The 25,723-nt window shown below is 50.2% G+C and carries 21 protein-coding genes; 14 read left to right on the forward strand and 7 right to left on the reverse strand.

What is annotated here, in order from left to right; all coding sequences use genetic code 11:
- Positions 1-50 precede the first annotated feature (50 nt).
- From EZV72_RS02705 to EZV72_RS02715, 3 genes are all read right to left on the reverse strand, one after another.
- The gene (locus EZV72_RS02705; RefSeq protein WP_137165787.1) at positions 51-1,025 is read right to left on the reverse strand and encodes a hypothetical protein; all 975 of its coding nucleotides are present in this window, start codon (positions 1,023-1,025) and stop codon (positions 51-53) included.
- Positions 1,026-1,056: 31 nt separating this feature from the next.
- Positions 1,057-2,451, reverse strand: a complete 1,395-nt coding sequence (gene cysG / locus EZV72_RS02710) for a siroheme synthase CysG (RefSeq protein ID WP_137165788.1) — start codon at positions 2,449-2,451, stop codon at positions 1,057-1,059.
- Positions 2,452-2,570: 119 nt separating this feature from the next.
- Positions 2,571-4,301: a DEAD/DEAH box helicase gene (locus tag EZV72_RS02715; RefSeq protein WP_137165789.1), complete on the reverse strand. Its 1,731-nt coding sequence runs from the start codon at positions 4,299-4,301 to the stop codon at positions 2,571-2,573.
- A 231-nt stretch (positions 4,302-4,532) separates the two neighbouring features.
- Here EZV72_RS02715 and prsT point away from each other — a divergent pair, with 231 nt between their 5' ends.
- The 3 genes from prsT to EZV72_RS18385 all read left to right on the forward strand — a co-directional run bounded on the left by prsT (position 4,533) and on the right by EZV72_RS18385 (position 8,497).
- Positions 4,533-7,304, forward strand: coding sequence for an XrtA/PEP-CTERM system TPR-repeat protein PrsT (gene prsT / locus EZV72_RS02720; protein WP_137165790.1), 2,772 nt, complete (start codon positions 4,533-4,535; stop codon positions 7,302-7,304).
- A gap of 122 nt (positions 7,305-7,426) precedes the next feature.
- The gene (locus EZV72_RS02725; RefSeq protein ID WP_137165791.1) at positions 7,427-8,239 is read left to right on the forward strand and encodes an ion transporter; all 813 of its coding nucleotides are present in this window, start codon (positions 7,427-7,429) and stop codon (positions 8,237-8,239) included.
- 81 nt (positions 8,240-8,320) lie between these two features.
- On the forward strand, positions 8,321-8,497 hold the full coding sequence (locus EZV72_RS18385; protein ID WP_175405026.1) for a hypothetical protein: 177 nt from the start codon (positions 8,321-8,323) through the stop codon (positions 8,495-8,497).
- Positions 8,498-8,534: 37 nt separating this feature from the next.
- Here EZV72_RS18385 and tolC read toward each other — a convergent pair whose 3' ends face one another.
- Positions 8,535-9,905, reverse strand: a complete 1,371-nt coding sequence (gene tolC, locus EZV72_RS02730) for an outer membrane channel protein TolC (protein WP_137165792.1) — start codon at positions 9,903-9,905, stop codon at positions 8,535-8,537.
- Positions 9,906-10,165: 260 nt separating this feature from the next.
- Between tolC and nudF the strand changes: the two genes are divergently transcribed.
- The 7 genes from nudF to EZV72_RS02765 all read left to right on the forward strand — a co-directional run bounded on the left by nudF (position 10,166) and on the right by EZV72_RS02765 (position 20,713).
- Complete coding sequence (gene nudF / locus EZV72_RS02735; protein WP_137165793.1) at positions 10,166-10,792, forward strand: ADP-ribose diphosphatase; 627 nt, start codon at positions 10,166-10,168, stop codon at positions 10,790-10,792.
- Positions 10,793-10,830: 38 nt separating this feature from the next.
- On the forward strand, positions 10,831-11,226 hold the full coding sequence (locus EZV72_RS02740; protein WP_137168637.1) for a DUF1249 domain-containing protein: 396 nt from the start codon (positions 10,831-10,833) through the stop codon (positions 11,224-11,226).
- Positions 11,226-11,963 carry a metallophosphoesterase family protein gene (locus tag EZV72_RS02745; protein WP_137165794.1) on the forward strand — a complete coding sequence of 246 codons (738 nt, stop codon included), beginning with the start codon at positions 11,226-11,228 and terminating at the stop codon, positions 11,961-11,963. The genes EZV72_RS02740 and EZV72_RS02745 overlap by 1 nt, the downstream gene beginning before the upstream one ends.
- On the forward strand, positions 11,960-12,541 hold the full coding sequence (locus tag EZV72_RS02750) for a YqiA/YcfP family alpha/beta fold hydrolase (protein ID WP_137165795.1): 582 nt from the start codon (positions 11,960-11,962) through the stop codon (positions 12,539-12,541). Before EZV72_RS02745 ends, EZV72_RS02750 begins: the two co-directional genes overlap by 4 nt.
- A 177-nt stretch (positions 12,542-12,718) precedes the next feature.
- The gene (gene parE, locus EZV72_RS02755; RefSeq protein WP_137165796.1) at positions 12,719-14,611 is read left to right on the forward strand and encodes a DNA topoisomerase IV subunit B; all 1,893 of its coding nucleotides are present in this window, start codon (positions 12,719-12,721) and stop codon (positions 14,609-14,611) included.
- An 86-nt stretch (positions 14,612-14,697) separates the two neighbouring features.
- Positions 14,698-19,212, forward strand: a complete 4,515-nt coding sequence (locus EZV72_RS02760; protein WP_137165797.1) for an EAL domain-containing protein — start codon at positions 14,698-14,700, stop codon at positions 19,210-19,212.
- 22 nt (positions 19,213-19,234) lie between these two features.
- On the forward strand, positions 19,235-20,713 hold the full coding sequence (locus EZV72_RS02765) for a GAF domain-containing protein (RefSeq protein ID WP_137165798.1): 1,479 nt from the start codon (positions 19,235-19,237) through the stop codon (positions 20,711-20,713).
- Between the two features lie 71 nt (positions 20,714-20,784).
- Here the strand turns inward: EZV72_RS02765 and EZV72_RS02770 are convergent, their stop codons facing one another.
- On the reverse strand, positions 20,785-21,075 hold the full coding sequence (locus EZV72_RS02770; RefSeq protein WP_232364544.1) for a GGDEF domain-containing protein: 291 nt from the start codon (positions 21,073-21,075) through the stop codon (positions 20,785-20,787).
- A 259-nt stretch (positions 21,076-21,334) separates the two neighbouring features.
- On the opposite strand from EZV72_RS02770, the gene EZV72_RS02775 reads away from it, so the two are divergent.
- Positions 21,335-22,003: an HAD family hydrolase gene (locus EZV72_RS02775; protein ID WP_137165800.1), complete on the forward strand. Its 669-nt coding sequence runs from the start codon at positions 21,335-21,337 to the stop codon at positions 22,001-22,003.
- Positions 22,004-22,150: 147 nt separating this feature from the next.
- A complete protein-coding gene (locus tag EZV72_RS02780) occupies positions 22,151-23,449 on the forward strand; it encodes a hypothetical protein (RefSeq protein WP_232364487.1) in 1,299 nt (432 codons plus the stop codon).
- Here the strand turns inward: EZV72_RS02780 and priC are convergent, their stop codons facing one another.
- Positions 23,450-23,755, reverse strand: a complete 306-nt coding sequence (priC, locus tag EZV72_RS02785; protein ID WP_137165801.1) for a primosomal replication protein PriC — start codon at positions 23,753-23,755, stop codon at positions 23,450-23,452. It abuts the gene before it with no gap.
- 111 nt (positions 23,756-23,866) lie between these two features.
- Here priC and EZV72_RS02790 point away from each other — a divergent pair, with 111 nt between their 5' ends.
- Entirely contained in the window at positions 23,867-24,058 is a 192-nt protein-coding gene (locus EZV72_RS02790; protein ID WP_137165802.1) for a putative motility protein, read from the forward strand.
- Positions 24,059-24,060: 2 nt separating this feature from the next.
- Here the strand turns inward: EZV72_RS02790 and epmB are convergent, their stop codons facing one another.
- The gene (gene epmB, locus EZV72_RS02795) at positions 24,061-25,086 is read right to left on the reverse strand and encodes an EF-P beta-lysylation protein EpmB (RefSeq protein ID WP_137165803.1); all 1,026 of its coding nucleotides are present in this window, start codon (positions 25,084-25,086) and stop codon (positions 24,061-24,063) included.
- Positions 25,087-25,122: 36 nt separating this feature from the next.
- On the opposite strand from epmB, the gene efp reads away from it, so the two are divergent.
- Entirely contained in the window at positions 25,123-25,692 is a 570-nt protein-coding gene (gene efp, locus EZV72_RS02800) for an elongation factor P (RefSeq protein WP_137165804.1), read from the forward strand.
- Positions 25,693-25,723 lie beyond the last annotated feature (31 nt).

A 25,723-nucleotide genomic window follows, 5' to 3' on the forward strand; every position in this document is an offset into this window, starting at 1 on the left:
GCAGCGTGTTTTCTGATTATTACAACCCGCCGGCTGTCACAGGCCGGCCACTACTGACTGACCTTTATTTCCTCGACAGTAAACTGTTGGTTTGCAATCGCAACCCGGCTTTGCTCGGCAATCTCACCAAAGGGTAACTGGGCCGGTCCGGTCGGCTCAAATAAAATATACTCGGTATCACCGTACTGTAGGGTCTGCTCGCCAGCTTTGGGAGCCAGGGCAACGCCCAGTAGTGCATGTTCAGGTAACAGAATAAGTGCCATTGGAACATCCGGTAAAAAGGCCCGGGCCAGCGCCGCAGTGAGCACCGATTTGCTGTCGCAGTCACCTTTATTCTGGGCCAGCACCTGTGCGGGGGTCAAAAAGCCGGAGCCATTATGTTCAGCGCGGTCTTCCAATGCATCATAAGGAATGGTCTGAATCAGCCCCAGCATCACAGAAAAATACTGCCGGGCATCAGAGCGCACGGTAACCTGCTCGTAAATGGCCTGGGACAGGGGAACCAGAGCTTTGATGTATTCATCGATAAACCGGGTGTGATCTGGCTTGATGGCCGACTCATTATAAACGGTTTGATAGCGGGTAAAATAATGATCGTGCAGGTAGGCATCAAAGGCGTCATCCTGCTTGTCAGCCAGTTGCCGGGTAATATCTTCGTTACGCTGGGCACTGGTGGACGACACCCTGATTTCAATCCCCTCATTTTTTTGCTCAACAGCAATCCGGGCCTGTTTGGGGTCAATGTTCCGGGCGGCCTTCATTACCTCAACATACACATAGCGCTGCGCCATCCGGGCTGAATAGTTTGCCTGGGCAGCTGGGGCTTGCGCCAGCTCTGAACGGTTCAGGGAAAATGACAGGTTACGGGTGGTGCCTTCAGGAGTCAGCCAGCCATAGGAATAAGTAACGTCCTTGTCACCGATCTGGCGACTGAAGTGAGTCTGGCCGGCATTGGCCTGCGCGTGCGAAACGAGCCCGCCCGTGACTATTATTATTACAAGTCCTGTTAAAAGCCATCTTGTCATGGCGACCTCTGCCAGTGCTGATAAGCGGCTATTATTCCACCGTGCGGGTAAACCAGTCCAGTTTTCTGTGTAATGATACCACCGACCCCACGATTACCAGGGTAGGGGGCTTCATGGTCGGCGTTTCAGGATTATCCATAATCGTGGCCAGCGTACCGGTTACCACCCTTTGTTCGGGCAGCGTCGCCTGTTGCACTAGCGCAATCGGGGTCTCTGCAGACAAGCCATGTTCGGTCAGCTTTTTACAAATAATCGGCAGGCCGGTCAGGCCCATATAAAAGACCAGCGTCTGACTGGCATGAGCCAGTGCATTCCAGTTCAGATCAATGGTACCGTCTTTTAAGTGGCCAGTGGCAAAGGTTACAGACTGAGCATGGTCGCGATGAGTCAGCGGAATGCCGGCATAGCTGGCGGCACCGCTGGCAGCGGTAATTCCAGGCACCACCTGAAAATCAATTCCCTGTTCAATCAGAGTCTGTATTTCTTCGCCACCACGTCCGAAGATAAACGGATCGCCGCCTTTCAGGCGTACTACCCGGTTACCCTGTTTGGCCTGCTCGGCAATCAGGGTGTTAATATCCTGCTGGGGCAGGGTGTGATTGCTTTTGGTTTTGCCCACATAAATCTTTTCTGCATCCCGGCGCACCAGCTCCAGAATCTGAGGGGAAACCAGCCGGTCATACACGACCACATCGGCTTTTTGCATCAGGCGTAAGGCACGGAATGTCAGCAGGTCCGGATCACCAGGTCCGGCGCCTACCAGGTACACCTGCCCCTGTGGCTTCTGATTTTGACGAGCCGCCTCAAGCGCGATATCAAACTGCGCTTCGGCTTTATCGTTCTGGCCTTTTTCCACCAGCTCAGCAATATCGCCATCCAGTACATCTTCCCAGAAGTAGCGCCGGGCGGTCACACCATCAAGGGTCTGCTTAACCTTATTGCGGAATTTTTCTGAAAACGCGCCCAGCCGGCTGATATTAGCCGGAATCACACTTTCCAGTTTCTGGCGCAGATAGCGCAGTAATACTGGCGCTACGCCACCACTGCTCATGGCGATAGTGATCGGGCTGCGATCAATAATAGAAGGGGTAATAAACTGACACAGCGGGGTATTGTCGACCACGTTCACCAGCACCTTGCGGGCGCGGGCCAGATCATGAATATCCGCATTGGTTGTTTCGTCGCTGGTGGCTACAAACACCATGTCTTTAGCATTCAGATCGTCCTGTTCAAACTCACGTTCAATCAGGGTGACCTGCGGGTGAGAGGCGTAGCTTTTTACGGTATCGCACATCCAGGGTGCCACTACCGTGATGGTTGCCGGGGTTTTAAGAATAAGTTCAAGCTTTCGGGCTCCGACTTCACCTGCGCCGACAATCAGGCAGTGCAGATCTTTAGCATCCAAAAAGACAGGAAAGTATTGCATAGTATTTGCTGGCACCATAAACAGTAAAAGCGCCATTCTGACGCTTTTACTACTCTTAATGAAACAACAAAAACAGAATTAATATTTCTTTTGGTTATATTAACCTGCTTTTTTGCTACTTACTCTGGACGCTTGCCGCGACCGCCTTTTTTCGGCGGTGTGTCAGACCATTCACGAATGTTCAGACGCTGACCGGCAACCCGGGCTTTGCGCAGAATATCCTTGGTCTGTTCAGGCATGCCGTCTGGCAGATCAACGGTGCTGAAGGTGTCATAAATATCAATCGCGCCAATGTGCTTGCTCTTGATATTCGCTTCGTTAGCAATCGCGCCAACAATATTACCTGGTTTGGCACCGTGGCTATGGCCCACTTCAATTCTGAAGCGTTGCATACCTGCCTCTGGTTTGGTTTTGCCTTTAACCGGCTTATTACGGCGGTCGCCACGCTCTGAACGGCCACGGTCGTTGCGGTCGTTACGGTCATTGCGATCGTTACGCGGTGGACGGCTGTGCAGGTCAGGGCGGTCTGTTTCTTTAAGCAACAGTGGCTCATCACCCTGCGCCAGTTTGATCAGCGCAGCAATAATCCGCTCCGGCGCGGCTTCGGTTTCTCGTTGAATGGTTTCAACGATAGGCATTAATGACTCAATGCTATCATCCATGCAGGCTTCAACTACCGATGCTTTAAACTTCGATAAACGGGTTTCATTCAGTTCACTGATGGACGGAATGGGCATCTGTTCAATCGATTGCTTAGTGGTTTTCTCAATCGCAAACAACAAACGTTTTTCGCGGTGAGAGATAAACAGGATGGCATCACCGGTACGACCCGCACGACCAGTACGGCCAATACGGTGTACATAAGACTCGGTATCGTACGGGATATCATAGTTAATAACGTGGCTGACACGCTCAACGTCCAGACCCCGGGCAACCACATCTGTGGCAACCAGAATATCAATCTGACCCTGTTTCAGTTTATCAACAGTACGCTCACGGGCATTCTGCGGAATATCACCATTAAGTGGCTCAACATCGTATCCACGGGCAGACAGCTTGTCGGCCAGTTCAACCGTCGCTGTTTTGGTCCGCACAAAGATGATCATGCCATCAAAGGATTCTACTTCCATGATACGGGTCAGCGCTTCAAGCTTGTGATGCCCGGCAATCTGACAGTAACGCTGACGAATCGTTGAAGCAGTAGATACCTTAGAGGCAATTTTCACATGCTTGGGATCGTTCAGATAACGCTGGGTAATCTTTTTGATCGGACCCGGCATGGTGGCAGAGAACAAGGCGGTCTGACGTTCTTGCGGTGCATTAGACAAAATGGTTTCAACATCGTCGATGAAGCCCATACGCAGCATTTCGTCTGCTTCGTCAAGAACCAGGAATCTTAGTTCGCTCAGGTTCAGTGTTTTACGGTTGATATGGTCAATGATACGCCCTGGCGTACCCACCACAACCTGAACACCGCGCTTAAGCTGGCGAATCTGGTTGTCATAAGACTGACCGCCGTATACCGGCAGTACTTTAATTTTCTTAGAAAAGCTGGCATAAACCTGAAAGGCTTCAGCAACCTGAATAGCCAGTTCGCGGGTTGGTGCAAGCACCAGTAGCTGTGGTAGTTTGGCTTCCGGGTCTATATTGGCCAGCATTGGCAATGCAAAGGCCGCTGTTTTACCTGTACCCGTTTGCGCCTGCCCCAGCAGGTCGTGACCTTCCATCAATAGTGGAATACTTTCAGCCTGAATAGGTGAGGGTTTCTCGTAGCCAACCTTTTCAAGTGCTTGTAAGATGGGTTCTGGTAAATTGAGGTCTTTAAATGTCAAATCGACAGTAGTGGTCATTCACGATCCTGATGGCGGGCGCAGCCTGCTGCGAAATAGTTGCAGTGACAAGCTGGCAAGTGTTGCAAAAGCGGTATTATAAGCGATCCGCGCCGTCAAAGCCATTTAATCCGACCAATGGAGAGGATTTTTTGACTATTTTTTTGCCGGCCCGAACAGTCATAAATGCCAATGGAGTGCAGTTCGGGTTAGCTGATACAACCCAACAATAATCATAAGTAGGTGTATAGGATGAAATTAATTACAGCGAGTAAGAAAATTCTCATGCCAATGTGTCTGGCACTGGCAGTGTCGACTGCCCTGACCGGATGCGGTGAAAAATCCACGGAAGAACATCTCAGTGCCGCGCAGGGTTATCTGCAGCAAAATAATGCTGATGCGGCCATTATTGAATATAAGAATGCCATTAAACAGGATCCTAAAGCCGCGGCACCACGTTTTGAGCTGGGCCGGTTATATTTGGTGACCAGCCAGTTTGAAGCTGCGGAAAAAGAGCTGAACCGGGCGCTGGATCTTGGTCATCCTGCTTCCGAGGTAATTCCGTTATTGTCTCAGGCTTATCAGCGCTCCGGTGCAGAAAATGCACTGGTGGAAATGGATTACCAGGTCAGTGGGATGTCTGTTGATGAGCAGGCTGAAGTCGGGTTTTACAAACTCCAGGCCCTGGTCGAGCTGAATAAAAAGCAGGATGCGCTGGCGCTGGTCAAAGAACTTAACTCTCTGGACACCGACTCCATTTACAAAGGCTTGAGCCAGACTTACCCGGACATTATGTCTGAACAATATCAGCGCGCGTTGCGGGATACGGAATTTTTGCGCCAGCAATCCCCTGACAATAAAGATATATTATCGCAGCTGGGGCGCCTATATGCGCTGACCCGCCAGCCTGAGGCTGCCATTGACGTGTATTCGCATTACGTAGAAAAGTTTCCCGAAGACAAGGTGAAGCAATTTGCACTTATCAGTCTGCTGATTGAAAGCCGACAGATGGAACAGGCCAAGCCGTATGTGGCCACACTGCTAAAACAGTATCCAAAAAATGGTCTGCTTAATCAGTATCAGGGGCTGATTGACTCGGCCTCGGGTAATTATGAAGCTGCGCTGAGCCACCTGGAAAAAGCGATTCAGTCAGGACAAAGCAGCCCGGCGGCCCGTCTGGTAGCCGGTTTTGCCGCTTATCAGTTGAAAGATTACAGTGCTGCGAGCCAGCATCTGACCATGATTGCCTCGAATCTGCCGGATAATCATCCGGGTTTACGCATGCTGGCTGATGCTCTGCTGCGCCAGGGGGAAAGTGAAGAAGCCTCCGATATTCTCAGTCGCGTGGGCGGTGACTCGCAGGCGGATGCGGCGCTGTTCTCCAAAGCCGGATTTCAGCTGTTGCGTGAAGGCAATGTGGTTGATGCCAAGAAAATGATTGAGCGCTCGGGGGAGTCAAGCACCTCGGCTGAAGATCTGGCCCGGTTAGGGGTATTGCAGTTGTCGGTCAATGATGTGGACGGGGTAATGAATCTGGAAAGTGCGCTGGAGCAGGCACCGGATAATGTGGCCACCCAGAAAACCCTGCTGGCTGCCTACGTGCGCACGAATCAGACCGACAAAGCCCGCGAACTGGCACAGCAGTGGATAAGCAACGATGATTCCTCGCCCATTCCGCGTGTTTATCTGGCTGAAGTGGAAATGAAAGCCGGTAATATGGAGCAGGCCGAGACCTTGTTGAATGAGGCTGCGCAACTGGCACCAGAGGATCGTGAACTGGCACTGGCCAGAATTAAATTCGACGTCATCGGCAAGCAGTTTGATAAAGCACGTCAGGGACTGCAGCAATTACTGAATAAGTCAGCCGGCGATGCACAGGTCCTGGCCCTGTGGTATGGGCTGGAGATGCAGCAACAGCAATCTGCTGCCCCGGTGCGCAAGAAAGCAGAACAGGCGCTGACCCGCGATCCTGAAAACCTGCAACTGCGTTTACTGGTAGCGCGGATGTGGTTTGCTGAAAACAACAGTGGTAAGGTGCTGAGTACGCTGGAAAGCATTCAGGCAGACAGTGAAGCGCCGCCGTCTTTCTGGAATCTCAAAGGACAGACGCTGATTCGCGAAAACCGGCTTTCAGATGCGAAGAATCATTATAAAAAGTGGGTGTCGTTGTTTCCGCTGGATAAAAGCGCGGTACTGGGTAAGTTACTGCTGGATGATGCACAGGGCCGTTACGAAGAAGCCGTGGCCACAGCCAACAGCTTTCTCAACAAGCGCCCGGATAACCAGGTTAAGGTACTAAAAGCCTATTTCCTGGCTTTGCAGAAGAAAGTGAAGCCAGCCCGTGAGGTACTTGATTCACTTCCTGCCGGCGTACAGGCATTGCCCTTTGTGCGCGGTGTAGAGGCGCGCATCAACCTGCTGGACGGGCGCGGTGATAAGGCACTGGATGACGCCAAAACCGCCTATGCAGACTCACCCAATGCCAAAAACGTGGTGCTGGTGGTTGCCAGCTACGAATCAGAAAACAAAAAGCAGCAGGCTTTTGACTTTCTTAAACAACATTATGAGAAGCATCCTCAGGATGTACGCTCGACCATGTTGTATGCCGAACGACTGATTCGCCAGTCTCCGGCACAGGCCGCCAGTGTTTATAATCAGGTGCTTGAGCAGCTACCGGATAATTTTGTGGTGCTCAATAATCTGGCCTATCTGTATCTTGAACAGGGTGAGCTGAAAAAAGCCGAGCCACTGGCCCGGCGCGCGGTGGCGCAGCAGCCCAAAAATGCGGAGTCGGTGGACACCCTGGCGCAAATTCTGGTGAAGCAGAACCGCCGGCAGGAGGCTCTGAGTGCTTACGACCGGGTAGATATGGATAAAGTCAGCAATGATGAGGTTTATCTCAACTATGTAGAGCTGCTGATTAATGCTGATAAGCGACAACTGGCCCAGCGCCGCTTGCAGCAGCGCGAATTCACCAGCGTAGACAGTCAGCGCAGAGTCGCTTCGTTACAAAGCATGCTGTAACGCAGCAGGTTGCAAATCAATACACATGAAACGGGGGCTGCAACAGCCCCCCTTTTTTGTGTTGGTTATTCACCTGATTTGGGTATACTTCTGCGCATTCTAAACGTGTTATACCACGCATTATGTTTACCTCGTTACAACAAAAACTGGTTGCCCTGAAAGGCAACAAAGCCTTTGAAATGGCCGTAGTGGCTGTGATCATTATCTCAGCCCTGGAGATCGGCGCCAAAACCTATGATCTGCCGGCCGGTGCGAACACCGCTATTCATTTTCTGGATATTTTCATCACTGTCTTTTTCTTATTTGAGATAAGTATCCGGTTTATTGCCGAGCCTGATAAAAAAGCATTTTTCAAAAATGGCTGGAATGTCTTTGATACGTTAGTGGTAATTGTCAGTCTGATCCCTGTGGATGATTCAGAAATGGCACTGCTGGCTCGCCTGGTCAGGGTTTTTCGGGTATTGAGGATGGTGTCAATTGTCCCCGAATTGCGGATTCTGATTAATTCTTTGCTTAAAGCCATGCCCAAGCTGGGTTATGTGATCCTGCTGATGTTTATTATCTTTTACATCTACGCGGCAGTGGGCTCGTTCTTATTTAAAAATATCAACCCTGAGTTGTGGAGTGATATTGCCATTTCTATGCTCACCCTGTTCAGAATTATGACCTTTGAAGACTGGACAGATATTATGTATGAAACCAATGATGTTTATCCGTTAAGCTGGATGTACTACCTGTCATTTATTTTCTTTACTGCATTTGCCTTTTTAAATATGGTCATTGGTATTGTGGTGAACGTGATGGAAGAAGAGCACGAACTGGCCAGAAAAGCCGAGCAGGCCGACAACGGAGAAGCCACACTGGATGAACTGCGCAGTGAGATTCGTGAGCTTAAAAGTATGCTCGCGGCACTGTCTGAACAGCAGCGCAAATGACTGTAGTCATTGAATTGGTAAAAAGATAAAGTAAACTAAAGTAGTATATTTTATTTTAATCATCTTCTTGGGTGGAAGGGTATGGACACACAGATTTCACTATTGCAGGGAAAGTTAAGTGCGATGACCCGGCAGCTTGCTGTGCCTGCTGAGGTAAAAAGTCGCCCGGGTATACTGCTGCAGGTAAAAGAACTGAATCAGCTGCTTGGCAGCTTTAATCAAACGCTTAGCCTAAACGCAGAGATAAAAAAACGGTAAGCCATGGCTTACCGTTTTTTTAGCTATTCACACCCGCTCAGGAGTTGGATTGTGTTTCCGCTTGCTTCAGACCACTATTGATCATCTGAATATCATCGCTGGTCAGCGTACCTGCTGCCTGCTTCAGATTTACCACAGCCTGAATAAAGTCGTAACGGGCACTGGCCAGGTTACGGCGTGCGTCAAACAGATTACGGGTGCTGTCCAGCACATCCACAATCGTACGTGTGCCCACATCAAAACCGGCTTCGGTGGCTTTAAGCGCACTTTGTGCCGATACCACTGCCTGTTCCAGTGCGCGAATCGTAGAGATAGACGCCTTCACATCATTAAATGAGCTGCGAATGGACTGTACCGTCTGACGGTAAGTTTGCTCTACATCCTGACCTGCAGCGACATAGTTGTACTTAGCCTGCTGGGTTTGTGAAGATACACGTAAGCCCTGAAAAATGGGCACGCTGACATTGACGCCCACACTGTAGCTATCCAGCCAGGGGGTTTCGAAGTTAATCTGATCGCCGGAAATATCATTTTTGGTACGGCTTGCACCGGCACTTAGCCCGACGGTAGGCAGATGACCGGCCCGGGCTGACGCAATATCTTCCTTGGCAATATCCAGTGCCAGTCGGTTAACCAGCAATGACAGATTGCTGTCTTCGGCGATTTTCAGCCATTCTTCCGGACTGGCCGGGTTTGGCATGGTCGCTGAAAAGGACTCGGTATCCAGTGTGAAAAGGCGGTCGTGATATTTACCGGTGATCACCCGCAGTGCTTCAAGTGCCAGTTCAACGGCGTTTTCAGCCTGAATTTCCTGAGCGACTGTGCTGTCGTAATTTGCTTGTGCTTCGTGCACATCGGTGATCGCAGTCAGGCCCACTTCAAAGCGCTGTTTGGTTTGCTCAAGCTGACGCTCGATGGCGCGTTTTTCAGCCCGGACAAACTCCAGACTGTCTTTGGCCCGCAATACGTCAAAATAAGCGGTGACCGAGCGAACAATCAGTTCCTGCATGGCGACCGCAAGCTGAGCGTCGCTTTGCTCAGCCACTTTTTCTGAGCGGTCCAGACCGACCCAGTTGGCATGGTCGTACAACGACATTTCCAGATTCAGGCCATAGTTCATGGTGTCGGTATCTGAATCGATGGTGATGATCGAGACGTCGTCTGCAGAAGGCGCGAACTGAGTATTTTCGCTGCTGGACATGGTGTAGCCCACAGAGCCTGAAATTTGTGGTAACAGCGAAGAGCGGGCAATCGGAATGCCTTCGTATGCTGCATCACGCTGTGCTTTGGCCCGGTTAACAACCGGATCGCTGGACAGGGCTTGTTGATAAACCTGCATCAGGTTGTCTGCCAGGGCAGAGGTGCTTACCCCTAAACCTACCACTAGTGACAGAAGTGTTCGTTTCATTAATCCGCCTTCCTGTATTCTGTTCGAGTCATCAGACTGCTTAAGGTTGTAAAGTGTATGAAAGTCAACCGCAAACCGGTAGTCTAAACTCGTCATAAAGCAGTAGTTAACTGTAACAGAGTATGTGTTACACCTGACACTTTAATCGGTTTCTTCTAACCCGGCTGCCACCCAAATGCGCTGCGTGATGTTTCGTGGTTTTACCACGACGCTTATTTTTGCACGTATCATAACCTTTTTACATGCGGGAGTGAATGTAAGTGAGCAATAAAATCCATGAATTTACCTCAAAAGACGTTGAAATAGTGCGCACTGAATCCTTGTACAATGGCTTTTTTAAAATGGTTCGCTATGACTTTAAGCACAAACTGTTTGCCGGCGGCTGGAGTGACACGGTGCGTCGGGAAATTTTTGAACGGGGCCACGCTGTGGCTGTATTACCTTATGACCCGCATACCGGTGAGTTTGTATTAATCGAACAGATTCGGATCGGAGCTATGGCAACCTCATCAACGCCCTGGCTGATGGAGATTGTCGCCGGTATTATCGATGAGGGGGAAACGCCGGACGCGGTTTGCCGGCGTGAAGCGCAGGAAGAAGCCGGCATTGAACTTACGCATCTGACCCGGGCTCTTAGTTATCTGGCCAGCCCGGGTGGTACCACCGAACGCATTCATGTATACATCGCCTGCACAGATTCCACCCAGGCACAGGGCATCCATGGACTGGAGCACGAATCTGAAGATATAAAGGTACACCGGGTGCATGAAGATACAGCTCTTGAATGGCTGGAAAATGGCCATATTGACAACGCCGCGTCTGTAATTGCGCTACAATGGTTCTTCATGCATAAAAATGCTTTACTAACACAATGGCAGGAACAGTGACTAACGTAACCAGAAAATACGTCCCACATCTTCCCACCATGCAGGCCGTGTGCGAGCTTAACTACGCGCACTTCATGCGTGTACTGCCTGACTGTGACACGGAAGATCTCAGTTACGAGTTCACGGTGAAAGACTCCCTGCAATACCGGGTCAAGATTACCGAAGCTGCCCGCTACACCACAACGGTTCAGGTTGAGCAGTTAAATTCACATACCCCGGCTTACCTTAAGCCGGCCATGACAGTGCGCCTGTATCACGATGCCCGCATGGCTGAGGTGATCAGCAGTCAGAATACCGGTGCGTTTGCACCGTCTTACCAGTATCCGAATAACAAAATGCGCCAGCGCAATGAAAAGCAAATGGTGAATATGTTTTTAGCCGAATGGCTGGAGTTTTGTCTTAAACACAGGCCAACGGTTATCAGTGAAGCCTGATGAAGCTGGTTCAGCTGACTGACTGTCATTTACTCAGTAACACCACCGACACGGCCTATGGTCAGGTGAACCCTTATCAGACCCTGGCTGCCTGTCTGCATCTGGCGATGCTCGAGCAGCCGGATGGCTTGTTGTTTACAGGTGATATCAGCGGGGATGACAGCGCCCTGAGTTATCAGCACTTTTTAGCCCTGGTTGATGCAATCGCCGGTAGTCCCCCCTGGCGGGTGATTGCCGGCAATCATGATGTAAACCCGGCGTTTCATACGCATCTGGGGCATGCTGTCTTGCGCGCAGGCGCACCCTGGCGGCTGGGCAACTGGTTTATACACGGGCTGGACTCTACCTACCAGCAAGCACTGGGACAGGTGGACAGCACCGAGCTAAGTGCCACCAGTGCACACTTGCAGGCAAACAAACAGCAGCATCACTGGCTATGCCTGCATCATCACCTTATTGCCACGGGTAGCTGGATGGACCGGCACGCTTTGGTCAATGCCGATGAGGTAAAGCAGTGGCTGGCCGGGCAGGAGCAAATACGCGGCGTTATTCACGGCCATATTCATACTGACCAGTGTCATCAGCTGTATGGCCGGCCTGTCATGGCCGCGCCCTCAACCTGTTGGCAGTGGCAAATGAGCCCTGATTTCGGGGTGACCGATGAGCGTCCCGGTTATCGTATTTTATACCTGGAGGATGATGGTCAGTGGCATAGCCAAATAAGGAGAATTGAATGAGTCATGTGTTGTATCTGCACGGGTTTTTAAGCTCGCCGCAGTCGGTTAAGGCGCAGGCTACCCTGCGCTGGTTTACTGAGCATTACCCGCAGGTTTCCCTGCATATTCCACAAATACCAAACTACCCGGCGCAGGTGGCGCCCATGTTAAATGATTATCTAGCACAGCACCCTGAACTGTTGGCGAATGGACTCAAGGCGATCGGCAGCTCAATGGGGGGCTTTTTATCTACTTATCTGGTGGAGCAGCACGGCGGAAAGGCGGTACTGATTAACCCGGCGGTCAAACCCTATGAACTGCTGGCTGACTATCTGGGGGAGCATGTTAATCCTTATTCTGGCGACCGTTTTGTGCTGGCGCCTGAGGATATGCAGCGCTTGCGGCAGATGGATACCAGCACTCTGCGCGATGTGTCGGCGTATAAAGTGCTCTTGCAAACCGGAGATGAAACGCTGGATTACCGTCAGGCTGAACAAAAATATCTGGGGGCGGACGTCACCACAGAGCAGGGCGGCGACCATAGCTTTATTGGCTTTGCTGAACATCTTCCGGCCATCGCCGACTTTTTGCTTAGCTAACGGTCAGTTGTGCCAATATCTTCCCCGACAGTCGAAGGCAATTGCCGGGGCTTGACGGCCCTGATACCATCAAAGATTACTTATACGAATGCACGATTAGCGTCGAATAAACCGCCTGTGGCGGACAAAATGCGTTATCTTGTCTATAACTTCGTTGGCAAATATAAATAAATATCTATGTCGAATCAGTATAATTCAGAAGCAATTGAAGTACTTAACGGGCTTGATCCGGTTAAGCGACGCCCGGGTATGTATACCGATACCACCCGACCGAACCACCTGGGTCAGGAAGTCATCGATAATAGTGTGGATGAGGCACTGGCCGGTCATGCCAGCAACATCAAAGTGGTGTTGCATGAAGACCAGTCGCTGGAAGTCACTGACGATGGCCGGGGCATGCCGGTAGATATTCACCGTGAGGAAAAAATTTCCGGGGTGGAGCTAATCATGTCGAAGCTGCATGCCGGGGGGAAGTTTTCCAATAAGAACTATGCTTTTTCCGGTGGTCTGCACGGCGTGGGTATTTCTGTGGTTAACGCGCTGTCCACCAAGGTGGAAGTCACTATCCGCCGCGATGCCAACGTCTATCAGATTGATTTTGCCAATGGTGATAAGACCGAGGAATTGCGGGTTATTGACTCGTGCGGTAAGCGTAACACCGGCACCCGGGTGCACTTCTGGCCGGATCCGCAATATTTTGACTCTGCCAAGTTTTCTGCCTCGCGCCTGATTCATAATCTGCGTGCCAAGGCTGTGCTGTGTCCAGGCCTGCGCATCAAGTTTGATAACAAGGTCACCAAAGAAACCTACGAATGGCATTTTGAAGATGGTCTGAAAGACTATTTATACCAGGCGGTGGAGCAGTATGAAACCGTGCCGGCTGATGAGCCATTTGTGGGAACATTCAGTGGTAATACAGAGGCTGCTGACTGGGCTGTGATGTGGTTGCCTGAAGGCGGCGAGCTGGTCACCGAAAGTTATGTAAACCTGATTCCCACGGCGCAGGGCGGCACCCATGTTAACGGGTTACGGCAGGGGCTGCTGGAATCTATGCGCGAGTTTTGCGAGTTTCGTAACCTCATGCCCCGGGGCGTTAAGCTCAGTCCGGATGATATCTGGGATCGGTGTGCCTATATTCTGTCGACAAAAATGCAGGACCCGCAATTTGCCGGGCAAACCAAAGAGCGGTTGTCTTCACGACAGGCCTCAGCATTTGTTTCTGGCGTGGTAAAAGATGCATTCAGCCTGTGGCTTAACCAGCATACAGAAATTGCTGAAACGCTGGCCGAAATGTGTATTAATAATGCACAGCGGCGGATGCGCCAAAGCAAAAAGGTCGCCCGTAAAAAAGTGACGCAAGGACCGGCTCTGCCGGGCAAGCTGACCGACTGCTCCTCGCAGGATAATCAGTATTCTGAGCTGTTTCTGGTCGAAGGGGACTCCGCTGGTGGCTCTGCCAAGCAAGCCCGTGATCGGGAATTCCAGGCTATCATGCCGCTACGCGGTAAAATTCTGAATAGTTGGGAAGTGGACTCCTCGCAGGTACTTGGCTCACAGGAAATTCATGATATTTCGGTAGCGCTGGGGATCGATCCCGGCTCAGACGATTTATCCGGTCTGCGCTATAACAAAATATGTATTCTGGCCGATGCTGACTCCGACGGCCTGCACATTGCCACCTTATTGTGTGCGTTATTTGTAAGACATTTTGATGCGCTGGTTAAACAAGGCCACGTGTATGTGGCAATGCCGCCGTTGTATCGCATTGATGTGGGCAAAGAAGTGTTTTATGCGCTGGATGAAAGTGAAAAGCAGGGCATTTTGGATCGGATTGAAGCTGAGAAAAAACGGGGCAAGGTCAATGTGCAGCGGTTTAAAGGCTTGGGTGAGATGAACCCGATTCAACTGCGCGAGACGACCATGGATCCGAATACCCGCCGGTTAGTACAGCTTACCGTGGATGATACCACCAGCATGCTGGAGCTGATGGATATGCTGTTGGCCAAAAAACGTAGTGGCGATCGTAAAAACTGGTTGGAAAGCAAAGGCAACATGGCCGAAGTGGTATAACGACAGCACGCTGTCACTGCCATTATATTAGCGTTACTTGATAATAAATAAAGCGAACACAGAGTCGCATCAGACTGGAAAGCAATATGGACAGTAAGCAAGCAAACGATAAAGCGTCACCGACTCCGTTTATTGTGGGGGTGGGATCTTCTGCCGGAGGTATTGAGGCGCTGATTAGTCTGGTATCCAACTTACCCGAACAACTTAACGCCAGCCTGGTTATTGCCCAGCATTTGTCGCCCAGCCATAAAAGCCAGATGGCCGATATTCTGGCCCGGGAAACCAAGTTCAAGGTTAAAGAAATACAGGACAACGTTCCCGTTGATAACAACTGTATTTACGTTGGGCCGCCCGGAAACCATATTGTGTATCGCGAGGCCCGGCTGCGCCTTGAGCCTAACCCACAGGATGTATCACCTAAGCCATCGGCAAACATTCTGTTTGAGTCGCTGGCTGATGAGCTTGGCGATCATTCTATCGGCATTATTCTGTCTGGCACCGGTAGTGATGGTTCCCGTGGTCTGCGGGCGATCAAAAGTGTTGGTGGTTTTGCCATGGTGCAAAGCCCGGAAACTGCCAAGTATGACGGTATGCCGTCAGCCTCATTAAAAGCGGTGGATGTGGACAGAGTGCTTCAGCCTGACGAGATGGGTCATGAAATTGCGAATTTTGCCAATAATATTGTCGATAGTTTTTTTCCCAATTCAGAGGAAGAAAAGAACCGGCTGATGACCGAGCTGTACGACATTGTGCGTGACACCACCAAAATCGATTTCAGCTTTTATAAGCAGTCTACTCTGTTGCGCCGGGTCAATCGTCGTCTGATTGCAACCGACAGTGACGATTTGCCCGTGTATCTGGGCAAACTAAAAAAAGATCCTGAAGAAGTGCATGCTTTATCGAAAGAGTTGCTGATTTCGGTGACCAACTTTTTCCGGGACAAAGAAGCATTCAAATCAGTCCGTCGCTATATCGCCGATCTGGTGGAAGACAAAAAAGCCGGTGAGAATATCCGAGTGTGGATAGCCGGTTGTGCGACCGGTGAAGAAGCCTATTCCATCGGTATTTTGTTTTTAGAGGAAATGGCAGAAACAAACAAAGATCTGAACCTGCAAGTGTTTGCCACCGATATTGACGAAAACGCACTGGGGGTAGCCCGTAAAGGTAGCTACTCTTCACACGCGGTCAGCAGCCTGGAGTCAGCGCTGGTTGAAAAGTATTTCCGCAATGAGAATGATGCCTATATTCCAACCAAAAAGTTGCGGGATGTCATTACATTCTCCCGTCAGGACATCACCCGGGATCCGCCTTTTCTGCATCTGGATATGATCTCGTTTCGTAATGTCATGATTTATTTCAACACCGAATTACAACAACGGGTGTTGTCGCTATTTCGTTACTCGCTCACCAGTCATGGTATTTTATTTTTAGGCAAATCCGAGTCGATCGGTCTTAAAGAAGAATACTTTGTTGCGGTGGATCGCCGCAGCCGTATTTTTAAAGTCAGTGAAAGCTCCAAGCGACCGGCGGTTCCCCGTATGCTAAAAGGCGTGATTACGCCAAACCGGGTCAAAGAGTCATCCGGCAACAGTTATGAGCGTTTATTTAACGAAACCCTGATTCGTGAGTTTGGCCCCAGCGTGCTGATTAACTCGCGTTTTACGATTTTACACAGCCGGGGCAATCTGCAGCCATTTGTGAGCTTTCCGTCCGGGGCGCCTGATTTAAATCTTTCTAAGCTGATTATTTCAGAGCTGACTGCCGAGCTCATGTCAACATTCAACAAAGCCAAACGGAATGGTGAGGTGGTACTTAGCAGCCCCCGTCAGATTGAAAAAGACGAACGGCGCCACTGGAAGCTGGCTGTGATCCCGCTTGATGCGGATGAGTCAGATCTATACGTGGTGAACTTCAGACGGGTCGAAAACGAAACCGGCGTGGTGAACGACACCCGCTATGACACCGAAAATGCTGATATTGCTGAGCTGATTGCTGCCCGTGAGCAGTTGCAGACGCTGACCGAGGAAATGGCGGCCTCAGCAGAGGAGATGCAGGCCCTAAACGAAGAAGTGCAGGCTGCCAACGAAGAGCTGCAGGCTAACAATGAAGAGCTGGAAGCCACCAACGAAGAGTTGCAGGCGACCAACGAAGAGCTTATCAGTGTTAACGAAGAAAGCATGCGCAAGTCCGCCGAGCTGACGTCAATCAACAGTGAGCTGGAAACCGTTTATAACACGCTGGATTTTCCGCTATTCATTTTCGATGAAAATCTGCGCCTGACTCGCACCAATGATGCGGCTAACCAGCGTTATCATTTGAATAATGGTATCTATCAAAAGCACATTCCGGAGATGAACCTGCCGGATTATTTTACGGATATTGAACGACGTCTGCGCTCCACGCTGAAAAGCGGCGGCAAGATGAATCTCATCATCAAACCGGCCGATACAGAAACCCTGAACCTGTTTGTCACACCGCTTATTAACAATAAAAATAAGACAACCGGTGTGATTCTGGTCATCATTGATAATTCTGAACTGGTGCGCGCCCACGAAGATGTGGAGAAAAATCAGCAGCAACTGTTATCCATTATGAATAACTCGCTGTCGATAATTGCTCTTAAGGATAATTCCGGACGCTATGAGTTTGTTAACTCGCGGTTTGAGGAAGTCTTTAACATCAGTGCCGATGAGGTGTTGGGCAAAACCGATACGCACCTGTTCAGCCAGAAAATGGCCAAAATGCTACGGGAAAAAGATCTCGACACCATGCGCTCGCTGGAACCGGTGCGAACTGTGGATGAATTTGCCAGTGAGGGTGGCAATATTATTTTAGATGCGGTGCGCTTTCCGATTTTTGATAGCGACGGCACTATCAAGTCAATTTGCACGCAGGCTAACGATATTACCCGTAACCAGCACGCTAATGAGCAGCTGAAGCTGGCCGGTAAACTGTTTGACCGGGCGGGTGAGGCCATTGTGGTGACCGATCATGATTTTAACATCATTACCGCTAATCAGGGGTTTTCAGCTCTGACCGGTTATGAAACCAGTGAACTGGTGGGTAAACAGCCCCGCACACTGGGCGCCGAGTCTATGACGGAAGGCTTTTTTGAGAATCAGCAAAAAGCACTGGATGCGCATGATTACTGGCAGGGTGAGGTTGATTACCACCGCGCCGATGGCGAGCAGGTATCACTATGGCTGACCATTAACGGGGTGCGGGATGCCGACAATAACCCGATTAACTATGTGTATACCTACAGTGATGTCAACGAAATCAAAAGCGTTCAGCGCAAAATTGAGTTTCTGGCGACCCACGATGAACTGACCCGGCTGCCCAATCGCGGTGTGCTGATCGAGCGCTTGTCCTTGATGGTGGGGCAGGCGGTACAGCATGGCTCACAGTGTGCGGTGCTGTTTTTCGATCTGGATGATTTTAAAAATGTGAACGACACACTGGGCCATGATGTTGGGGACCTGTTGTTAAAGCAGGTTGCCCGGCGTATTCAAAAGTGTATTCGTGATACAGATACCCTGGCCAGAATGGGCGGCGATGAATTTGTGGTATTGCTGCAGGTGGAGTCGCTCGGCGAGGTCAATGATGTTGCGCAGTCAATTATAGATGCAGTGGCCAGCCCGTTTGAGGTGAATGATCATAAGTTATTTGTGTCAGCCAGTATGGGTATTTCAGTATGCCCGGAAGATGGCAATGACAACTTTACTCTGCTCAAAAATGCAGACACTGCTATGTATCGGGCAAAAGAGCAGGGACGTAACCAGTTTCAGTATTTTACTCAGAAAATGAAAAATGATGCTGAGCAAAAAATGGATATTGAAAATGGTCTGCGCGATGCGCTGCAGGAAGAAGCCCTGCATGTTGAGTTTCAGCCCCAGGTAGAGCTGGCCTCGGGGGCAGTGGTAGGGCTTGAAGCATTGATTCGCTGTGACAAAGAAGTGGTGAATCAGGTGTCGGTGCAGCAGTTTATTCATATTGCCGAGCGGGGCCGCTTAATCGAAAGGCTGGGTCTGTTTGCGGTTGATTTGGTGTTTCAGCAACTTGCGCAGTGGCGTAAGCGGCACAATAATTTGCCGGTAACATCCATCAATCTATCGGTAAAACAGCTTGGCGATGACAGTTTTGTCACCGCATTGAAGGCGCTGTTAAAGCAGTACGATATTGCCCCGGCCCAAATTAAATTTGAAATCACCGAAACATCACTGGCAGAGTCCCCGGATAAACTACACAAGCAGCTAAATGCGTTAAAAGAGTTGGGCTTTGCTCTGAGTGTGGATGATTTTGGGGTTGGTCAGTCATCGTTATCTCTGCTGCGTCAGTTTCCGTTTACTGAGCTGAAAATTGATAAGAGCTTTATTCGCGATATTGCCAGTAATGAAGATAATCAGATTATCACCAAGGCTATCATGCAAATGGCTGAGGCCATGAATCTGGATGTGGTGGCTGAAGGAGTGGAAACCGAACAAGAGCTCGACGTGCTTAAAACCCTGAATTGTCAGGTGGTACAGGGATTTTATTTCTATGAGCCGCAAACCAGCAGTAAAACACTGGAGATACTGACTCAGTCAGTAGTAAAAGCGTAAATTCATCAAGTAAGGGGCGGCTATGGATGCATCCGAACTACTGGCCAACTGTGAAAAAGAGCAGTTGCACTTAACCGGGCATATTCAGCCTTTCTGCGGTCTGGTTCTGGTTGATGAGGAAAGCCAGGGCATCACGCATGTCAGTGGCAATATCGAGTCACTGACCGGTCTGCCGGCAGAGCAGATGCTGGGAGAGTCACTTGCAACGTTGAGCTGGCTGAGCGAGGAGGATGTGCAGCAACTGGCCCACGAGCCCGGAGCCCGGCAGTATTGCTTTTATCGTATGGTCAATGGTCAGGAAGTTCATTTACGTCTGTTACGCAGTGAGCAGGCCATTGTAATAGAGCTTGAGCCCGTGCGCAGTCGCGATGCCATGAATTATCACTGGCTGGAGTCTCAGCTGTATCCGCCGGCACAGGACAGCTGGACAGAGACACAATATTTTGATGCTTTATTGCAAACCCTGCATGAAGCACTTCCCTTTGACAGACTGATGTTGTATCAGTTTGATTCTGACTGGGTCGGTGAGGTGGTGGCTGAGCTTAGTGAGCAGCAAACCGCGTATCTGGGGCTGAAGTTTCCGGCTTCTGATATTCCAGCTATTGCTCGCAATATGTATTTTCAAAATCCCTCCCGGCTGATTGCCGATATCAGCGCCGACGCTGTGCCGGTGATTTCAGTCAACAACAGTACGCCAGACCTGACCTGGTCTGACAGCCGCAGTGTGTCGCCGGTGCATATTCAGTATTTAAGTAACATGAATGTGCAGTCGTCCTATTCCATTCCGGTTATCATTTCCGGCAAATTATGGGGAATTGTAGCCTGTCACGATGCCGCCACCAAACTTCTGGATGCCCAGCATCGGCACATTGCTGAGCGTCTGGTAAAGCACTTCAGTACCGTGTTTAATGGCTATCGCTCAAAACAGCGTCTGAGCATGTTGTCTCAGATTGAAACCAAGGTTAATGAAATGACGGCCGAGCTGAGCCGGCTGGAGGCTGATCAGAGTTGTCAGTATCTGGCAGAAAGCCTGCTGGAGTATATGCAAGGGTCTACCGCGGCGATTTACCTGAATGATCAGTGGTATCAGGCTGGTGACCCCATTGACACATCCCTGTTAAATGCGCTGGATAAAAAAGTACAGCGAGATTTTTCTGACTTTATTTTCTGTACCCACAACATCATCGATGAATACGGTGACAGTTTCAGTGAGCCTGCTATTCGCGGCATCATGGCCATAAAGCCGAACTTTGAATCATATACACTCCGCTGTTATGTGTTTCGTGTTCCCCAGGCGCAGTACACGCAGTGGGCGGGAAACCCGGATAAATCATTGCAGCAGTCATCAGACGATGGCGTGTTATCGCCACGTTCCTCGTTTAAAAGCTGGACTGAAGTGCGTGGTGAAGCCAGTCGCTACTGGTCCCGGGAAAATGAACTGCTGGCAAAAAAGATCAGGGCGGTTATCCTCAGGCAAGCTGACAAGCTGCTGCTGGCGTAGGCAGCTGCATCCCGTTACGATAGAGCATGTCCTGTCTATGACCCATATTTTGGGCCATAGACAGGACACCATCAAACTTCTGGCGGCAATGCCAAATACGAGCCCAACAGCGCAATACCCTGCGAGTGTGAGTGCGCTGCCTGATAAATGGCCTCACACACGATTTCGGCCATCTGCCATGCTTGCTGTTCGGTGATACTGCCATAACTTTCACAAAATTCGTCATTACCCTGGCGAACATCAGGCTGCACGTCGAAGGTCAGTGTTGTGGCAATCTGAGTGATATACACCAGAGCCGGATCGCCGGCGACAGGGCCGCACTGGTCATTGACGAGTTTAATATGGTCAACATCTTCCAGCATAATACTCAAACGGCACTAATTCAGACGCGAGGCAATAAGCACAGCGTGGCGACAATTCAGTCTTTGATCGCCGGCTCGCTTTTGCTGGTGGAGTATAATGCTGTAAATTCCAGCGACATTAGAAGATGCTCTGCAAATTATGAAAAAGACATGTGGGGGAGGTATGACAGTTCATATCCGGGGAGTCATCTCAATTTTCTTGATTATGTTTGAAGGTATGCGGCACGATATACGTTTTGCCTGAGCAGGAGAGATTCACATGGCACAGACTGGGATTGGTGAACAGACCAGGGTTATTTTATTCGACCACGATGGCACACTGATTGATTCGGAATCAGTGCATTTCAGATTATGGCAGCAGGTGCTGGATAACTACGATGTGGTACTCAATCATGCCTTTCACGACCAGAAGATGGCGGGTATTCCGGTAGACCAGAATGCGGTAGATTTGGTGGAACATTTAAACCTGAGTGTACCTGCCAGTCAGCTGGCAGAAGAAAAACATGCGCTGACCCGTCAGTTTTTAAACGAGCAGGCGTTTCCGCTGATGCCAGATGCCGCCAGTGTGGTGCAGCAGGTTTTTGAGCAGGGCTACACGGTAGGTATTGTGACCGGTGGCAGCCGTCAGTCGGTGGATCAGACTCTGAGCCGGCATGGTTTTGATAAATGGGTAAGCGTGGTGGTGGCCGTGGAAGATGTCATCAGGAGTAAACCGGCGCCGGACTGCTATTTACAGGCACTGAGCAAACTGGGCATTAGCGCAGAGCAGGCGGTGTCGGTAGAAGATACCATGTATGGTATGCAGGCATCGATCAGCGCACATATCCCGTGCGTGGTAATACCCACTCCCAACTCCGCCGAACACGACTTCACAGGCGCAGCGGCCAGATATGACAGCCTGACTCAGTGGGTACAGGCTGAACTCTAGGCCTGCTTTTTGCTAAACCGTTTAAACCGGTGGTGGCAGGTGGCCCGGACTGACTGGTCATAACACGAAAATCCGGGCGAAAATCCATTGAAATTCATAAAAAGTTAGCAAAAAATAGCGTGAGTAGAAAAATAGGATGAGTGCAGCTTGTCATTGTTAAAAATCGTCGGGACAGTGATAGCAAGCTGTCTGTTAATCATTATGCTGCTTGTGGTGCTGGCTATCGACAGTGAACCGACTGTGGACTCCCGGGCTGCCGAGCAGATCTCCGATGCGGATACGGTCAAACGGTTATTAGAGCAGATTCAACAAAGCGTGGATGACCGGTTCAATGAACATGTTATCAAAGTCTCAGAGTCTCAGGTGGCCAGTCTGGTTGGATTTATGCAGCGGGCTGCCCCGTATTTTAAAGGTAATGTGAGCATTACTGATGAGCAGGGCACACTGGAAGCCAGTATTGCGGTACCGGTGTTATGGGGAAAAGGCTATATCAATGCTAATTTGCAAATTCTGCCTGATGACAAGCTTAATGTCGGCCATTTAAAAATTGGCAGCCTGACTATTCCAGGGCCGATAGCGGTTAGTCTGGGCGAATGGATCATCAATACCTATACCGACAGTAATATTGGCTCACAGGCGAAACATCAGATTGCCCGGGTCAGTATGACGCCCTCGTCGGTGGCGGTGACCATTCGCCCGATGGATGGTTTTTTACGTAGCCTGAATGATGTCAGGGCGGGTCTTGGGGCGACAGAGCCCGACCAGCTGACCGAGCGCACGGCGTATTATCTGCGGTATATCGCCGGGCGGGACATTGCACTGGACCGCAAATCCCATTCTATTAGCGATTATCTGCGTCTGATTATGGCCCGGGCCCGTGAGCAAAGTCAGTCACCGGAAGATGCGGTTGCCCATAATAAAGCGGCGATTCTGGCGCTGGCTGTATTTTTAGGGCATCACCGGGTGGCCAACCTGGTGGGCGATGTCCAGCCGGATGTTGAGCACGCGCTGAAGCCGGCAGCACCGGCGACCTTGCGAGGCCGTTCGGATTTAGCCAAACATTTTATTATTTCAGCGGCGATCAAAATGTTGTCGGAGCAAAGTGTGACCTTCGCCATTGGTGAGTTTAAAGAGCTGATGGACCGGGGCATGGGCGGCAGTGGTTACAGTTTCATTGATCTGACTGCTGACTTAGCCGGCGTCGAGCTGGGTAAGGTGCTGGGCGATCCACAAACTGCACTGAGTGCACAGGATGAGCTGGCCAGAGTGTTTGATGAGTCGGTGTATATGCCAGATATTGATGGTCTGATTGAAGGGCTGAGTAAGCAGGAGTTCACTACCCGTTACGATAAGGTGGACAGTGATGCTTATTTAGAAGAAGTTGCGCGAATTAAAGCCCGGCTGGCGCAAATCCCTTTGTACCAGCATCTGGAACAGGGCGACTGATCAGGTCGCCTGCTTTAATTTGCCCAGCGTTTCCAGCATCAGCTGAATTTTATTAACCAGGCCTGGCAGGGCGGCTTTAGCCTGTTCCTCGTCCTGCTCTTTAAGCGCCTGCCAGTCTTCAGTGATCTCCTGAACATACGGCGTAAACCGTTTAGACTGGGTGCGAAACCCACTGCCATCGGCAAAGATCGCCGAGAATTTGCCCTGCTGATTCTGTTGCAGCGCGTTAAGTTTATTGTCTGCATCCACCGCCTTACGATAAAGGGTCTGGATGGTTTCCTGAAGTTGGTCGTGAACCGCTTGCATGGCGTCGTTTCCCATCATTGTCTAAAGTTAACGTGTGCATAGCCGATAACCTGAAAAGCGGGCAATTCTGCCTGCTTTTTGGCTTTGCGACAAGTCACAGAGGAACAGGGTATGAATATACAAGGCTACAGTGCCTCTGCAACATCGGGTACTGCACTGGAGTTGGTCTCACTGAAGATGGCCAAAGACCAGCAAGAGCAGCAGGGTCAGGCAGCTATTCAACTGCTGGAGTCTGCCGCTGATGTGCCTCGCCCAACATCCGCTAACCCCGCGCTGGGTGGTACTATCGATACCTTTGCCTGAGATTACGGATGTAAGCGTAAGTCGATCGGCGTCTTGCCAGGCTGGCCACCAATTTCTCTGGTGAGTTTGGGAACCAGAAAACCTGGCAGGCGTTTTATCATACCAGCCATGATGTCACGGGCTGTATCGTCGCTGATATCAAAGTGCGCTGCACCCTGTACTTTGTCCAGTACAAATAAATAATACGGCAAAATACCGGCATCAAACAGGGCTTCGCTCAATGCCACCTGCGCGTCGGCTGAATCATTGACCCCTTTTAACAACACGCCCTGATTAAGCAGAGTCACGCCTTGCTGACGCAACGTCTGTAACCGGGCTTTAAGCGCGGGACTGACTTCATTAGCGTGGTTAATATGTAATACCAGCACCGTATTCAGACGGGTGTTGCTGATCCAGTCGGTAAATGCCTTATCAATACGTTCAGGCAATACCACCGGCAAGCGTGAATGAATGCGTAGCCGGGTTAGCTGGGGTAATGCTTCTAGCTGCCCGGTCAGCCACTGTAAAAAATCATCTTTGGCCATCAGGGGATCGCCCCCCGAATAAATCACTTCATTGATTTGCGGATGCTGTTTGATGTATTCGATAGCTTCCAGCCACTGGGTTTTACTCACTGCATTGTCGGCATAGGGGAAGTGACGGCGAAAGCAGTACCGGCAGTTGACCGCGCAGCCGGTGCGTACAATAAACAGCACCCGGCTGTCGTACTTATGCAGCAAACCTTTGGCAGCAGTATCATGTTCTTCCAGCGGGTCGGTGGTATAGCCGGGCTGCACAATAAATTCGTCTGTCATTGGCATAATCTGGCGCAACAGTGGGTCGTGCCAGTTTCCTTTTTCCATCAAATCGACAAAATGCCGGGGGACACGTAGCGGGAATAAAGTACGTGCTTTGCCGTGTGCAGCAAGGGCTTCGCTATCCAGTTGCAAGTAATCCAGAAGTTTTTTCGGGTCAGTGAAACTTAAAGCTAACTCTTTTTGCCAGTTATGCTCTACAGACACCGTATTTTTAGGTATTATTTGCGCCACTTTGTTTTTTACACCTTATGTTTTAGCAGAGGATTTATGGCTAATTACAGCACCAATGAATTCAAAGGCGGCCTGAAAATTATGTTGGACGGCGAGCCTTGTAACATTCTGGAAAACGAATACGTAAAACCAGGAAAAGGTCAGGCGTTCAACCGCGTTAAAATTCGCAAACTGATTTCCGGTAAAGTTCTGGAAAAAACCTTTCGTTCAGGCGAGTCAGTTGAAGGCGCTGATGTGCTGGACACCGAGCTGGCGTACCTGTACACAGACGGCGAATTCTACCACTTTATGAACAATGATACATTCGAACAAATCGCAGCTGAAGAAAAAGCGGTTGGCGATACGGTTAAGTGGCTGAAAGAAAATGATGTGTGCACTATCACACTGTGGAACGGTAAGCCCATCACCGTGACTCCGCCTAACTTTGTTGAGCTGGAAATCACGGAAACTGATCCTGGTCTGAAAGGCGACACAGCGGGCACGGGCGGTAAGCCTGCTACACTGAGCACTGGCGCAGTGGTACGTGTACCTTTATTTGTGCAAACCGGCGAAGTCATTCGCGTAGACACCCGTTCAGGTGAATACGTGTCACGGGCACAAAAATAAGCAGTAAGCTGCTCTTTTCGGCAGCAGTGTC

It is taken from the genome of Salinimonas lutimaris, from assembly GCF_005222225.1.
GTDB classification, from domain to species: domain Bacteria; phylum Pseudomonadota; class Gammaproteobacteria; order Enterobacterales; family Alteromonadaceae; genus Alteromonas; species Alteromonas lutimaris.

Coding starts and splice junctions, on each gene's coding strand:
- EZV72_RS02705 (WP_137165787.1), bottom strand. CDS start 1,025: ATGACAAGATGGCTTTTAACAGGACTTGTAATAATAATAGTCACGGGC.
- cysG (WP_137165788.1), bottom strand. CDS start 2,451: ATGCAATACTTTCCTGTCTTTTTGGATGCTAAAGATCTGCACTGCCTG.
- EZV72_RS02715 (WP_137165789.1), bottom strand. CDS start 4,301: ATGACCACTACTGTCGATTTGACATTTAAAGACCTCAATTTACCAGAA.
- prsT (WP_137165790.1), top strand. CDS start 4,533: ATGAAATTAATTACAGCGAGTAAGAAAATTCTCATGCCAATGTGTCTG.
- EZV72_RS02725 (WP_137165791.1), top strand. CDS start 7,427: ATGTTTACCTCGTTACAACAAAAACTGGTTGCCCTGAAAGGCAACAAA.
- EZV72_RS18385 (WP_175405026.1), top strand. CDS start 8,321: ATGGACACACAGATTTCACTATTGCAGGGAAAGTTAAGTGCGATGACC.
- tolC (WP_137165792.1), bottom strand. CDS start 9,905: ATGAAACGAACACTTCTGTCACTAGTGGTAGGTTTAGGGGTAAGCACC.
- EZV72_RS02740 (WP_137168637.1), top strand. CDS start 10,831: ATGCAGGCCGTGTGCGAGCTTAACTACGCGCACTTCATGCGTGTACTG.
- EZV72_RS02745 (WP_137165794.1), top strand. CDS start 11,226: ATGAAGCTGGTTCAGCTGACTGACTGTCATTTACTCAGTAACACCACC.
- EZV72_RS02750 (WP_137165795.1), top strand. CDS start 11,960: ATGAGTCATGTGTTGTATCTGCACGGGTTTTTAAGCTCGCCGCAGTCG.
- parE (WP_137165796.1), top strand. CDS start 12,719: ATGTCGAATCAGTATAATTCAGAAGCAATTGAAGTACTTAACGGGCTT.
- EZV72_RS02760 (WP_137165797.1), top strand. CDS start 14,698: ATGGACAGTAAGCAAGCAAACGATAAAGCGTCACCGACTCCGTTTATT.
- EZV72_RS02765 (WP_137165798.1), top strand. CDS start 19,235: ATGGATGCATCCGAACTACTGGCCAACTGTGAAAAAGAGCAGTTGCAC.
- EZV72_RS02770 (WP_232364544.1), bottom strand. CDS start 21,075: ATGCTGGAAGATGTTGACCATATTAAACTCGTCAATGACCAGTGCGGC.
- EZV72_RS02775 (WP_137165800.1), top strand. CDS start 21,335: ATGGCACAGACTGGGATTGGTGAACAGACCAGGGTTATTTTATTCGAC.
- priC (WP_137165801.1), bottom strand. CDS start 23,755: ATGCAAGCGGTTCACGACCAACTTCAGGAAACCATCCAGACCCTTTAT.
- EZV72_RS02790 (WP_137165802.1), top strand. CDS start 23,867: ATGAATATACAAGGCTACAGTGCCTCTGCAACATCGGGTACTGCACTG.
- efp (WP_137165804.1), top strand. CDS start 25,123: ATGGCTAATTACAGCACCAATGAATTCAAAGGCGGCCTGAAAATTATG.